Source organism: Sphingomonas sp., assembly GCF_042096255.1.
Classification (GTDB): domain Bacteria; phylum Pseudomonadota; class Alphaproteobacteria; order Sphingomonadales; family Sphingomonadaceae; genus Sphingomonas.
Genome location: NZ_JBELLZ010000093.1, coordinates 1 through 12,474, shown reverse-complemented (window position 1 = coordinate 12,474; position 12,474 = coordinate 1). Strand labels below are relative to the sequence as shown.

Here is a 12,474-nt window from a genome sequence, read left to right as displayed (position 1 = left end):
GGTCCATCCGCTCGCGACCGAACCACTCCGCATCCAGCACCGCGCCCGCCAGGACCGCGCCCACCATATAGTGCAGCCCCGCCCAGTCGGCGGCGAAGCCCGCCACCGCCAGCCAGACGAGCCCGACGTACCAGCAGTCGTCCTGCCGCATCCGCCGCATCGCCCAGCGGATCGCCATCGTCCCGATCGCGAAGGCGGCCAGGAAGCCCGCCTGCCGCCCGATCCGCTCCCAGTCCAGCAGGATCAGCGCCAGCACCCCCCAAATCGCGATATCGTCCAGGCTGGCATAACGCAGGATGCGCTGGCCGAAGGCGGTGCGCAGGATCTCCAGCTTTTCCATCAGCAGCACAAGGATGGGCAGGGCGGTGACCGCGCACGCCATGCCGACCCCTAGCGTCGCCTGCCAGCGCGTGCCGTTCGCGCCCATCCAGCCGCCGGTCTGAAGCAGCAGCGCCGCCGCGACGCAGCCGACCACCAGCGGCACCAGCAGCGCCAGGCTCGCGGTTGCCGCGGTCTCGCCGCGCTTCGCCCAGGCTTCGGTGAGATCGAGCTCGATCCCGGCCGCCCAGACGAACATCATCACCGCCCACCAGGCGATGCCGTTCAGCGCGCCGATCACCGGGGCCGAGAAGACGTGGGCGTGGAACTCGGGCGCCGCCACGCCCAGCACGCCCGGGCCGAGCAGGATGCCGCCGACGATCTGCACGACCACCAAAGGCGCCCAATAATCGGTACGCAGCAGCCGCCATACGCCGTACGGAACGGCGAAGATCAGCACCATCGCGATCAGGAACATCTCGGTTGTCGACATCACCCTCCCCTGCGGGGAGCGATCCTACCGTTGCGGCCTCAGCTTGAATAGACGAGCGCCACGTCCACTGGTGCGAGGACGCCGGCCAGGATGGTCAGCGCGCCCAGGCCGAGCGACAGTGGCACCCGCAGGCCCATCCATCCGGGCGGCGCCTGGTCTTCCGAGACGAGCATGCGGTCGATCAGCAGCGTCAGCATCACGACAATGCCCAGCAGCACCAGCGCCAGATCGGACTGGAGGCCCAGGATGCGCGCGATCATCAGCGCGAATCCCACCAAAGTCGGCAGCACCGCGATGGCGGCAATGCGCGGCTGGCCGCGTCCGTCCTGCATCGCGATGCCCCACCAGATGCCGCCCAGGAAGGAGACGATCAGCACCGCATATCCGAACGCCAGCAGCGTCCCCAGCGCGGCATCGATGCCGGTGGCGATCAGCAGCACCGCGATGAGCTGCGGGACCAGCCCGGCAAAGCCCAGCAGCCGAGCGGTGGTCGAGATCGTTCGCGACATTCTTCGCGCTTCCCCTAATCTCGATCAGGAATGCCAAAGCGCGGCAGCGCGGCATTCGTTCCGCAGTGCGGGGTAGCGCTTGCGGCGCAGCGGGACTAAATCGCGCCCTCACTCCAGTTCCGGGTTCCTGCCTTGCGACTCGCCCTTGCCGCCGATCATGCCGCCGTGGCCCTCAAGGGCGCCGTCGCCGACTGGGCCCGTGCCGCCGGGCACGAGGTGGTCGACCTCGGCACGCACGGCACCGGCAGCGTCGATTATCCCGATTACGGTTATGCGCTCGCCCAGGCGTTGGCAGACGGGCGCGCCGAGCGGGGCGTGGCGTTGTGCGGCTCGGGCATAGGCATCGCCATCGCCGCCAACCGTCACCCCGCCTGCCGCTGCGCGCAAGTGGCCGAACCGCTCTCCGCCCGGCTCGCCCGCACCCACAACGACGCCAACGCGATCGCGCTCGGCGCCCGCCTGATCGGCGAAGCCATGGCGATCGCCTGCATCGAGGCGTTCCTGTCCGCCGAGTTCGAGGGCGGCCGCCACCAGCCACGCGTCGACCTGCTCTCCCGCCCGCCGCTCGCCTGGAAACCGGCGATGCCGCCCGAGAGCGGCGTACCGTTCACCGAGGAACAAGCATGAGCACCCAGCCCGCCAATGATGTCCAGCCGGACGGCTTCTTCACCCGCGACCTCGCCGATGCCGATCCCGCGGTGTTCGCCGGGATCACCCACGAGCTGGAGCGCGAGCAGACCCAGATCGAGCTGATCGCCTCGGAGAACATCGTATCGAACGCGGTGCTGGAGGCGCAGGGCAGCGTCTTCACCAATAAGTACGCTGAGGGCTACCCGGGCAAGCGCTACTATCAGGGCTGCCACCCCTCGGACGAAGTCGAGCAGCTGGCGATCGACCGGGCCAAGCAGCTGTTCGGCTGCGGCTATGCCAATGTCCAGCCGCATTCGGGCGCGCAGGCGAACGGCGCGGTGATGCTCGCGCTCGCCAAGCCGGGCGACACGATCATGGGGTTGAGCCTCGATGCCGGCGGCCACCTGACCCATGGCGCGCGCGCGGCGATGAGCGGCAAGTGGTTCAACGCGGTCCAGTACGGCGTCCGTGCCGAGGACCACCTGATCGACTTCGACCAGGTCGAGGCGCTGGCCAGGGAGCACAAGCCCAAGATCATCATCACCGGCGGTTCGGCCTATCCGCGCCACCTCGATTTCGCCCGCTTCCGCGCGATCGCCGATGAGGTGGGCGCCTTGTTCATGGTCGACATGGCGCATTTCGCCGGCCTGGTCGCGGGCGGGGTGCACCCGACGCCGTTCGGCCACGCCCATGTCGTCACCACCACCACCCACAAGACGCTGCGTGGCCCCCGCGGCGGCATGGTGCTGACCGATGACGAAACGATTGCCAAGAAGATCAACTCGGCGGTCTTCCCCGGCCTCCAGGGCGGCCCGCTGATGCACGTCATCGCCGCCAAGGCGGTCGCGTTCGGCGAGGCGCTCCGGCCGGACTTCCGCGCCTATGCCGCCGCGGTGGTGGAGAATGCCAAGGTCCTTGCCGCCGCCCTCAAGGAGCGTGGCGCCGACCTCGTCTCGGGCGGCACCGACACGCACCTGGCGCTGGTCGACCTTTCCCCGCTGGGCGTCACCGGCCGCGACGCGGACGAGGCGCTGGAGCGCGCGGGCATCACCTGCAACAAGAACGGCATCCCCAACGATCCTTTGCCCCCGGTCAAGACCAGCGGCATCCGCGTCGGCTCGCCCGCCGGCACCACCCGCGGCTTCGGCCCGGCAGAGTTCCGCGAGATCGGCAACATGGTCGCCGACGTGCTCGACGGGTTGCGGGCGAAGGGCGAGGCGGGCGATCCCGCGGTCGAGGCCGAAGTACGGAACCGCGTGCGGGCGCTGTGCGCTCGTTTCCCGATCTATCAGTAAGGGAGACCGCATGTCCAAGATCGAGGAAGTCCAGGGCGAGATCCGCAACACCCCGGGCCTGGGCCGCAGCATGGCCAAGTGGAGCGCGCTGGGCGCCGTGGTCGCGATTCCGGTGCCGGTGGTCGGCCCGGTGTTCGGCGCCATCGCGGGCGCCACCTATGCCTATATGAAGCGCCACAAGAGGTAGGATGCGCTGCCCGTTCTGCGGCCATGACGCGAGCCAGGTGAAGGACAGCCGCCCCACCGACGACGGGGCGGCAATCCGGCGCCGGCGCCAGTGCGAGGGCTGCGCCGCTCGCTTCACCACATTCGAGCGCATCCAGCTGCGCGAGCTCACCGTGGTCAAGAGCGGCGAGCGCCGCGAACCCTTCGACCGGGAGAAGCTCGCCCGCTCGATCGGCATCGCCGCGCGCAAGCGCCCGATCGACGGCCTCGCGATCGAGCGCCTCGTCTCGGGTGTCCAGCGCCAGCTCGAGACCTCAGGCGAGACCGAGGTCACCTCCGAGCGGATCGGCGAACTGGTGATGGAAGGGCTGAAGGGCCTCGATCCGGTCGCCTATATCCGCTTCGCCAGCGTCTACCGCGACTTCAGCGAGGCGCGCGACTTCGAGGCGTTCGCCGGCGCGGTGGAGGAGGCGGGGCGGGGGTAGGGCCTGGTGCACGGGCTGCACCCACCTCCGTTCGTGCTGAGCGAAGTCGAAGCACATGCGCGACAATCCGCCAGGATGGTGCAATCTCCCCTCGAAATCGCCTAGCTGAGTGTCATGGTATTCTTCGCCTATATCCTGCGCTGCTCCGACGGCAGCTATTACGCGGGTCATACCGACAATCTGGAACACCGGATTGCCCAACACACGGCCGGTGGAGTTGAGGGCTACACGCAGGGCCGCAGGCCCGTTACGCTGATGTGGTCGCAGAATTTTCCCTCTCGCCTCGAAGCGCGGGAAGCGGAGCGTCAGATCAAGGGTTGGACCCGCCGCAAGAAGGAGGCGCTGATCCGGGGCGATTGGGCGGACCTCCACGATGCTGCGATTCCGCCGTCGGAGCGTGCCCTTCGATTTCGCTCAGGGCGAACGGAGGTGGTGGAGAATAGCCCAATGTCCGTTCGTGCTGAGCGAAGTCGAAGCACCTCTCCCACCCCCACCCCACCCCCCGCCATCATCCTCGTCCGCCCGCAGCTCGGCGAGAACATCGGCAAGGCCGCGCGCGCCATGCTCAACTTCGGGCTCACCGAAATGCGGCTCGTCGCTCCCCGCGACGGCTGGCCCAACCCGGCCGCCGGACCCGCCGCCAGCGGCGCCGACAGCGTGCTCGCCAATGCCAAGGTCTACGACACCGTCGCCGACGCGGTCGCCGATTGCGCGCACGTATACGCCACCACCGTGCGCAAGCGCGGCGTGACCAAGCCGGTGGTGACGCCCGAGGCCGCTGCGCAGGCGATCCACGCCGGCCCCGGCCGCTCGGCGATCTTGTTCGGCCCCGAACGCTCTGGCCTCGAAACCGACGACGTCGCGGTCGCGCGCACCATCCTCACCGTCCCGATCAACCCGGAGTTCGGCAGCCTCAACCTCGCCCAGGCGGTGATCCTGGTCGCCTACGAATGGTCCAAGGGGGAGGCGCTCGCCTCTCCGCCCGAGGTCGAACTGCCGCAGCCCGCGCCGCAGGAGGAGCTGGACGGCATGATCGCGCAGCTCGACGCGATGCTCGACCGCGCAGGCTATTTCTTCCCGCCCGATCGAATCCCCGCCACGAAGCGAACGCTGCGCACGCTGCTGACCAAGCCGGCCTGGTCGAGTCAGGAGGTCCGCACCCTGCGCGGCGTGCTCTCCGCCCTCACCGGCAAGACGCCGCGGGAGCGGAACTGAGGGACCTTCCAGACCTCCGTTCGCCCTGAGCAAAGTCGAAGGATAGGCGCCGCGCTCGCCACGGTGCTTCGACTTCGCTCAGCACGAACGGCTGATGGAATCATCCCCCCGCCACCGCCGCCGCCGCGCGCGGACCCAGCCGTTCCACCGCCGCGGCATGGATCGCCGGCGCGCTGGTCAGCACGCCGAAGGCGCGGGGCGGGTTGCGGTTGAACACCAAGGGCGCGCCCAGCGCATCCGTCACGCTAGCCCCCGCTTCCGCTGCGATCAGCGCCGCGGCGGCGATGTCCCATTCGTTGCCCCAGCGCAGGGTGGCGACCAGATCGGCCTCGCCCGCCGCCACCATCGCCATCCGCAGCGCGATCGAGTTGGGCTTGGCCACCGCCGTGAAGGTGCCGCGATCGGCCTTGGCCAAAGCATCCGCCGGCACCCGCGCGCTCTCCAACTCGGCGCGCGTCGACGCCGCCAGCCGCGCCCCGTTGCGCCACGCGCCGCCGCCCGCGGTCGCCAGCCAGCGCTCGCCGCGCGCGCTGGCATCCAGCACGCCGATCACCGGGCGTCCGTTCTCGACCAAAGCGATCGAGATCGCCCAGCCCTCGCGCCCACGCACATAATCGCGCGTGCCGTCGATCGGGTCGACCACCCACACGCGCGTGCGCGCCAGCCGCGCGGGATCGTCGGCAGTCTCTTCGGATAGCCAACCGGCCTCGGGATCGAGCGCACCCAGCCGCGCATGGAGGAAGCGGTCGACCTCCAGGTCCACCGCGCAGATCACGCTGCCGTCGGGCTTGGCGCCGGTGTCGAAGCCGGTGCCCCAGCGCGACAGCGCCAGCGCGCCCGCCTCGCGCGCCACATCGGCGACGGCGGCGGAAAGGTCAGCCACCCGCCACCGTCATGCCGTCAATGCGGATGGTCGGGACGTTGGTGGCGTGGCGGAACTCCAAATCGTTCGCCGGGGTCAGCGCGCGGAACATGTCCTTGAGGTTCCCCGCGACGGTGAACTCGCTCACCGGCCGGGTGATCGCGCCGTCCTCGATCAGGAACCCCGCCGCGCCGCGGCTATAGTCGCCCGTCACCGGATTGACCCCCTGGCCGATCAGCTCGGTGACGAACACGCCGCGCGCGATGTCGCCGATCAGCGTCTCCACCGGAACCTTGCCCGCCGCCATGTAGAGGTTGGAGGTCGAGGCACCGGGCGCGCCATTCACCCCGCGCGCGGCATGGCCGGTCGGCTCCAGCCCGAGCTGCCGGGCCGAGGCGGAGTCGAGCAGCCACGTCTCCAGCACCCCCGCGCTGACGATATCCACCGGCGACACCGCCAGCCCCTCGCCGTCAAACGGGCGCGAGCGCAGACCGTGCGGCAGGTGCGGGTCGTCGCGTACCGTAACGCCGCTGGCGAACGCCTGCGTGCCGAGCGCGTCGAGCAGGAAGCTGGTCTTGCGGGTGATCGCGCCGCCGCTGATCGCGCCGACGAGGTGGCCGAGCAGGCTGGCGCCGACGCGCGGATCGAACACCACCGGCATCGCCCCGCTCGCCACCCGGCCCGGATCGAGCCGCGCCACCGCACGCGCACCGGCGCGCGCGCCGATCTCTTCCGCCGCCTCCAGCCGGCTGCGGTGCCGCGCCGAATGATAGGCATAGTCGCGCTGCATGCCGCTGCCCGTGCCCGCGATCACGCTGGCCGACAGCGAATAGCCGGTGGTGGCATAGGCCCCCGCAAAGCCGTGGCTGGTCGCCAGCGCCCACACCGAACGCGACGCGCTTGCGCCGCCGCCCTCGCTGTTGGAAACGCCCGGCACCGCGCGGGCGGCCTCTTCCGCGGCAAGCGCCATCGCCTTCAGCTCGGCCGGCGCGACTTCGCCGCCGTCGTCGAGGTCCAGGCTGGGCGGCTCGCCGTGGAGCAGCCGCGCCTCGGGGGCGAGGCCGGCCCAGGGATCCTCGGGCGCCTCGCGCGCCATCGCCACCGCGCGCAAGACCAGTTCGTCCATCGCCGCGCCCGACAGATCGGAGGTGGAGACCGAGGCGGAGCGCCGCCCGACGAACACGCGCAGCCCCAGTTCCTCGCTTTCGGACCGGCCGACATCCTCCAGCACGCCCAGGCGCACGGAAACGTCGCTGGCGGCATCGGCGGCGAACACGGCATCGGCGGCATCGGCACCCGCGCGGGTGGCCCGCGCGACGATCTCTGCGGCGCGCTCGCGCGCCTCGGTCGGGGTCAGCATGGCCCGCGACTTAGGGGCGCGGGGCCGCGGTTGCTAGAGACGCGTCCCCACCACCACGCACGCCAAGAACACCAGCAGCCCCGTCGTGCGGTTCGCGCGGAACCGCGCCAGCGCGTTGGCCCCGTCCGCAGACCGCAGCGTCGCCACCTGCCAGCCGAGGTGCGCCGCCGCCGGCAGCAGCGCCAGCAGCACCAGCGGATCGCTCCGCGTCGTCCAGAATGCCGCCGCCCACAGCACCAGCGCCGCGGCATAGAAGCCCGCTACCCCCGACCGCACCGCCCCGCCCAACGCCCTCGCCGAGGAGCGCACGCCCACCAAAGCATCGTCCTCGATGTCCTGGAGCGCGTAGATGGTGTCGTAACCGATCACCCAGGCGATCGCCCCGGCGTAGAGCAGCAGGCCCGGCAGCGCGAGCGTACCCCACGCCTCGCTCCACCCCACCAAGGCCGCCCAGGAGAAGACCAGGCCAAGCCATGCCTGCGGCCACCAGGTGATCCGCTTCATGAACGGATAGGCTGCGACCGGCGCAATGCTGGCGATCGCCACGACCCGCGCATACCAGCCCAGTTGGAGCCACACGATCAGCCCGGCCGCGAGCAGCACCGCCAGCCAGATCGCCGCCGCGCGCACCGAGACGCGCCCGCTCGCCACCGGGCGGCTGCGCGTGCGCGCCACCTGCCGGTCGAGATCGCGGTCGACCACGTCGTTGTACACGCATCCCGCGCCGCGCATCGCGATCGATCCTGCCAGCAGCCATGCGATCAGCGGCCAGCGGTTCACCGCCTCGCCGGCCAGTGCCACGCCCCAGGCACCCGGCCAGAACAGCAGCCACCAGCCGACCGGCCGGTCGAAGCGGGCGAGCAACGCGAGGTCACGCACCCGCTGAGGCAGCCGCGCGACGAGCCCGCGATGCTCGCTGTCGGGGACGATTTCGGTCATGAGGAAGCGCTTTACGATTCGGGCAGAAGTGCGCAACTGCACTTACCTCCGTTCGGCCTGAGCGCAGTCGAAGGCCAAGCGCCGCGCCCGCCCAGGTTCTTCGACTTCGCTCAGCACAACGGAGGTGAAAGGGTGCACACCTTTCACCCGTTCGGCCTGAGCGCAGTCGAAGGCTAAGCCTCGCCCTCGGCCAAGTGCTTCGACTTCGCTCAGCACGAACGGTATGAGGGCAGGGTGTTCCAGCCCAATTCCCCCGCATGATCCACCTTTCCGTCGCGATCGGCCGGTTCGTGGAGGCGCTCTTCTACGCCATCCTCACCGTCGCGGGGACGGTGACGCTGGTGGTGGTCGGCACCGCCTTCGCCGGCCTGGTGCTGTTCCTGACCGCGCGTGCCCTCATCGCCCGGGGCCGCCGCTGATGGGCGCCACCCCCGCTTGGCCGCCGCGCTCCACCCCGCGACTGTTCGTGGACGAACCACTCGCGCCGGGCGCGCGCCGGATCGAAGGGCCGCAGGCGCATTACCTGCTCTCGGTGATGCGCGCCAAGCCGGGCGATCCCGTCCGCCTGTTCGACGACGCCACCGGCGAATGGCTCGCCACCGTCGCCGCCACGGCCAAGCGCGACCTCACCCTCGACGTCACCGAACGCCTCGCCCCGCGCGAGCCGGTGCCTGACCTGTGGCTCTGCTTCGCCCCGCTCAAGAAGGGCCCGATCGACTGGCTCGCCGAAAAGGCGTGCGAGCTTGGCGCCGCGCGCCTCGTCCCCGTCGTCACCCGCCGCACGGTGGTGGAGACGCCCAAGCTCGACCGCCTGCGCGCGACCATGATCGAGGCGGCGGAGCAATGCGGACGCACCGCGCTTCCCGAACTCGCCGAGACCGTGAAGCTGCCCGCCCTGCTCCGCGACTGGCCGGCGGATCGCGCGCTGTTCTTCGCCGACGAGCTCGGCGGTCTGCCCGCGGCGGAAGCGATGCGTACGCACCCCGGCCCGGCGGCGATCCTGATCGGCCCAGAGGGCGGCTTCGACGATGCCGAGCGCGAGTCGATCCGCGCGCTTCCTGCCGCGGTCGGCATCGACCTCGGCCCGCGCATCCTCCGCGCCGAAACGGCCGCCGCGGCCGCGCTCGCTATTTGGATGGCGGGCGCCGGAGACTGGCGCTAACGGCGCGCGATGACCACCAAGACCGCCACGGACAGCCGCTCGCCGGTGATCGAGTCGCGCGACCAGCTGATCGCGCACTTTGCGAAAGGCGAGAAGCCCGCCGAGCGCTGGCGGATCGGCACCGAGCATGAGAAATTCGTCTATGCGGTGGGCGATCACCACGCGCCCTCGTGGGACGAGCCGCATGGCATTCGCGAATTGCTCACCCGCCTCCAGCGCTTCGGTTGGCAAGCCGTGGAGGAAAACGGCAAGCTGATCGCGCTCACCGGCGCGGACGGCTCGGTCAGCCTGGAGCCTGCCGGCCAGTTCGAGCTGTCCGGCGCCCCGCTCGAGAACCTGCACGAGACCTGCGCCGAGACCGGCCGCCACCTCGAGCAGGTCAAGGCGGTGGGCGCGGAGCTCGGCATCGGCTTCCTCGGCCTCGGCATGTGGCCGGACAAGACGCGCGACGCGCTGCCGATCATGCCCAAGGGGCGCTACGCGATCATGCGCCGCCACATGCCCCGTGTCGGCAGCCTCGGGCTCGACATGATGCTGCGCACCTGCACCATCCAGGTGAACCTCGATTATGCCAGCGAGGCGGACATGGCGCAGAAGTTCCGCGTCGGCCTCGCGCTCCAGCCGCTGGCGACGGCGCTGTTCGCCAACTCGCCGTTCACCGAGGGCAAGCCCAACGGCTATCTCAGCTATCGCAGCCACATCTGGTCGGACACCGATCCCGCGCGCACCGGCATGCTGCCCTTCGTGTTCGAGCATGGCTTCGGCTACGAACGCTACCTCGACTACATGCTCGATGTGCCGATGTACTTCGTCTACCGCGACGGCACGTACATCGACGCCGCCGGCCTGAGCTTCCGCGACTTCCTCGACGGCAATCTCTCCGTTCTTCCTGGCGAAAAGCCCACGCTGGAGGACTGGAACGACCATCTCTCCACCGCCTTCCCGGAGGTCCGCCTCAAGACCTTCCTGGAAATGCGCGGCGCCGACGGCGGCCCGTGGAACCGCATCTGTGCCTTGCCGGCGCTGTGGGTGGGCCTGCTCTACGACCAGGGCGCGCTCGATGCGGCGTGGGACCTGGTCAAGGGCTGGTCGATCGAAGACCGCCAGGCGCTGCGCGACTCGGTGCCCAAGCTCGCCCTCGACGCACCGCTCCCCGGCGGCGGCAGGCTGCGCGACATCGCCGCCGAGGTGCTCGACATCGCCGGCGCCGGCCTCACCGCCCGCGCCCGCCTCAACAAGGCCGGCGACAATGAGAGCGGGTTCCTCGACCCCCTCCGCGAGATCGTCCGCACTGGCAAGGTCCCCGCACAGGTGCTGCTCGACCGCTACGCGGGGGCGTGGGCCGGCGACGTCTCGCGGGTGTATTCGGAAGAGAGCTTCTAGGCGGACTCCCCTCCCTGGAAGGGAGGGGCTGGGGGTGGGTGGATGCACACGGTACGGCGCCACGCATCGACCGCGGCTGGCTGAGTCCCGGACGCCACCCACCCCCGACCCCTCCCTTGCAGGGAGGGGAGTGGATATCCCCCTTGCCCGCTACACCCCGCCGCCGCATCCTCCCGCCCCATGAAATACCTCATCTCCTTTCCGAGCGAGGCGATGATCCTCACCGAGGACGAGTTTGCGCAGGCGGTGATCGACTCGCATGCGGTGATCGAGGAGGCCAAGGCCGCAGGCGTCTACGTCTTCGGCGGCGGCATCGCCGAGGACATCGCGCCCGTGCGCGTCTCCGCCGACGGCACGGTCTCGCCCGAGACCTATCCCGGCAGCCACCTCACCGGCGGCTTCACCGTCCTCGAAGTGCCCACCCGCGAGGAGGCCGTCGACTGGGCGCGCCGCATCGCGGTCGCCTGCCGCTGCGCGCAGGAACTGCGCGAATTCATGTACGACCCGGCGAGCTGAGCCCGCCGGCCCGTCAGAACTCGTCGCTGGTCAGCTTGCCGTCGCCGTTCTTGTCCAGCCGCTCGAACCGGCGCGGGCGGCCCTTGAACTCGTCGCGGGTGATCGTGCCGTCGTTGTCCGCGTCGAACCGTTCCACCCGACGACCCCCTCGCGCGCCGCCGTCGCCACGCTCGCGCCGCTCCTGCCGCGCCTCCCGGCGCTCTTCGCGCCGTTCCTGCCGGGTCTCCTTCTTCGATTCGGAACAGGCCGGCAGCAGGGTCAGGGCGATCAGGACGAGAGGCAGCGCGCGCATCACGGTTCCTTCCTGGATATCGGCCGCGCGTTGGCGGGTGCCGCCACCGCCGTCAAGGCCGATGCTGCACCGCATCGCTTGCATCCCGCGGACCGAGGCGTAAGGACATCCGCCAACGAAAGGATCGCTCTTGGCCAGCCGCCCCGCACCCCGCACCCGTCCGATGAGCCCCCATCTCCAGGTCTGGAAATGGGGCCCGCACATGACGACATCGATCGTTCACCGCGTCACCGGCTCGGGCATGGCGACCGTTGGCGCGGCGCTGCTGGTCTGGTTCCTTGCCGCGATGGCGAGCGGCGAGGCGGCCTATTCCACTTTCCGCGATACCTTCACCTACACCGACGGGCGGCTCAACATCGTCGGCTGGGTGGTCGGCGTCGGCCTCACGTGGTCGCTGTTCCAGCACATGATGAGCGGCATCCGCCACCTGATCATGGACACCGGCGCCGCCTTCGAGCTCAAGACCAACAAGACCCTCGCCAATCTGACGTTCGTGTTCGCCGCGCTGCTGACGCTCGTCTTCTGGCTCTACATGGGGACCAAGTGATGAAGTCCGGCACCCCGCTCGGCCGCGTCCGCGGCCTCGGCTCCGCCCATGCCGGCGTCGAGCATTGGTGGAACCAGAAGCTCACTGCCGGCAGCAACATCCTGCTGATGAGCTGGCTGATGATCTCGATCGCGCGCCGCCCGTCCTACGATTACGCCGCGATGCACGACTGGCTCTCCTCCGCCTGGGTGGCGGTGCCGATGGTGCTGCTGGTTGCCTCGGTCTTCTACCATTTCCGCCTCGGCCTCCAGGTCGTGATCGAGGATTACCAGCATAACGAGAGCCGCGTGCTCGCGCTCGTCC

Annotated in this window: 17 protein-coding genes; 11 read left to right on the top strand and 6 right to left on the bottom strand. The window is 70.1% G+C overall.

The genetic code is table 11. From position 1 onward, the window contains the following. Both ACFDTH_RS14835 and ACFDTH_RS14830 read right to left on the bottom strand, forming a co-directional pair. A partial coding sequence (locus tag ACFDTH_RS14835; protein ID WP_375288333.1) for a cation:proton antiporter occupies positions 1-811 on the bottom strand: 811 nt, incomplete at its 3' end. A 38-nt stretch (positions 812-849) separates the two neighbouring features. Next, on the bottom strand, positions 850-1,320 hold the full coding sequence (locus tag ACFDTH_RS14830; protein ID WP_375288332.1) for a DUF3429 domain-containing protein: 471 nt from the start codon (positions 1,318-1,320) through the stop codon (positions 850-852). A gap of 132 nt (positions 1,321-1,452) precedes the next feature. Here ACFDTH_RS14830 and ACFDTH_RS14825 point away from each other — a divergent pair, with 132 nt between their 5' ends. From ACFDTH_RS14825 to ACFDTH_RS14805, 5 genes are all read left to right on the top strand, one after another. Beyond that, entirely contained in the window at positions 1,453-1,947 is a 495-nt protein-coding gene (locus tag ACFDTH_RS14825) for an RpiB/LacA/LacB family sugar-phosphate isomerase (RefSeq protein WP_375288331.1), read from the top strand. After that, positions 1,944-3,245: a serine hydroxymethyltransferase gene (gene glyA, locus ACFDTH_RS14820; RefSeq protein WP_375288330.1), complete on the top strand. Its 1,302-nt coding sequence runs from the start codon at positions 1,944-1,946 to the stop codon at positions 3,243-3,245. The genes ACFDTH_RS14825 and glyA overlap by 4 nt, the downstream gene beginning before the upstream one ends. Positions 3,246-3,255: 10 nt before the next feature. Continuing rightward, on the top strand, positions 3,256-3,432 hold the full coding sequence (locus tag ACFDTH_RS14815; protein WP_375288329.1) for a hypothetical protein: 177 nt from the start codon (positions 3,256-3,258) through the stop codon (positions 3,430-3,432). Between the two features lies 1 nt (position 3,433). Next, complete coding sequence (nrdR, locus tag ACFDTH_RS14810) at positions 3,434-3,895, top strand: transcriptional regulator NrdR (protein WP_375288328.1); 462 nt, start codon at positions 3,434-3,436, stop codon at positions 3,893-3,895. A gap of 114 nt (positions 3,896-4,009) precedes the next feature. Next, positions 4,010-5,110 (top strand): TrmH family RNA methyltransferase, encoded by a 1,101-nt coding sequence (locus ACFDTH_RS14805; RefSeq protein WP_375288327.1) that lies wholly within the window; start codon positions 4,010-4,012, stop codon positions 5,108-5,110. Between the two features lie 100 nt (positions 5,111-5,210). Here ACFDTH_RS14805 and ACFDTH_RS14800 read toward each other — a convergent pair whose 3' ends face one another. Genes ACFDTH_RS14800 through ubiA form a run of 3 tightly spaced genes read right to left on the bottom strand, consistent with a single transcriptional unit; the run spans position 5,211 to position 8,271 of the window. Then, a complete protein-coding gene (locus ACFDTH_RS14800) occupies positions 5,211-5,993 on the bottom strand; it encodes a 3'(2'),5'-bisphosphate nucleotidase CysQ (protein ID WP_375288326.1) in 783 nt (260 codons plus the stop codon). Beyond that, positions 5,986-7,332 (bottom strand): TldD/PmbA family protein, encoded by a 1,347-nt coding sequence (locus ACFDTH_RS14795; RefSeq protein WP_375288325.1) that lies wholly within the window; start codon positions 7,330-7,332, stop codon positions 5,986-5,988. Before ACFDTH_RS14795 ends, ACFDTH_RS14800 begins: the two co-directional genes overlap by 8 nt. A 33-nt stretch (positions 7,333-7,365) precedes the next feature. Further along, complete coding sequence (ubiA, locus tag ACFDTH_RS14790) at positions 7,366-8,271, bottom strand: 4-hydroxybenzoate octaprenyltransferase (RefSeq protein ID WP_375288324.1); 906 nt, start codon at positions 8,269-8,271, stop codon at positions 7,366-7,368. Positions 8,272-8,528: 257 nt separating this feature from the next. On the opposite strand from ubiA, the gene ACFDTH_RS14785 reads away from it, so the two are divergent. From ACFDTH_RS14785 to ACFDTH_RS14770, 4 genes are all read left to right on the top strand, one after another. After that, complete coding sequence (locus ACFDTH_RS14785; RefSeq protein ID WP_375288323.1) at positions 8,529-8,690, top strand: hypothetical protein; 162 nt, start codon at positions 8,529-8,531, stop codon at positions 8,688-8,690. Further along, a complete protein-coding gene (locus ACFDTH_RS14780) occupies positions 8,690-9,433 on the top strand; it encodes a 16S rRNA (uracil(1498)-N(3))-methyltransferase (RefSeq protein ID WP_375288322.1) in 744 nt (247 codons plus the stop codon). Before ACFDTH_RS14785 ends, ACFDTH_RS14780 begins: the two co-directional genes overlap by 1 nt. Positions 9,434-9,442: 9 nt before the next feature. Beyond that, positions 9,443-10,816: a glutamate--cysteine ligase gene (locus ACFDTH_RS14775; RefSeq protein WP_375288321.1), complete on the top strand. Its 1,374-nt coding sequence runs from the start codon at positions 9,443-9,445 to the stop codon at positions 10,814-10,816. Positions 10,817-10,996: 180 nt separating this feature from the next. Then, positions 10,997-11,332, top strand: a complete 336-nt coding sequence (locus ACFDTH_RS14770; protein ID WP_375288320.1) for a YciI family protein — start codon at positions 10,997-10,999, stop codon at positions 11,330-11,332. Positions 11,333-11,345: 13 nt separating this feature from the next. Here the strand turns inward: ACFDTH_RS14770 and ACFDTH_RS14765 are convergent, their stop codons facing one another. Further along, entirely contained in the window at positions 11,346-11,624 is a 279-nt protein-coding gene (locus ACFDTH_RS14765) for a hypothetical protein (RefSeq protein ID WP_375288319.1), read from the bottom strand. Positions 11,625-11,787: 163 nt separating this feature from the next. Here ACFDTH_RS14765 and sdhC point away from each other — a divergent pair, with 163 nt between their 5' ends. Both sdhC and sdhD read left to right on the top strand, forming a co-directional pair. Then, positions 11,788-12,171, top strand: a complete 384-nt coding sequence (gene sdhC, locus ACFDTH_RS14760; protein WP_375288318.1) for a succinate dehydrogenase, cytochrome b556 subunit — start codon at positions 11,788-11,790, stop codon at positions 12,169-12,171. Then, positions 12,171-12,474, top strand: a 304-nt coding sequence (gene sdhD / locus ACFDTH_RS14755) for a succinate dehydrogenase, hydrophobic membrane anchor protein (RefSeq protein ID WP_375288317.1), incomplete at its 3' end; no start/stop codon positions are given. The genes sdhC and sdhD, both read left to right, overlap by 1 nt.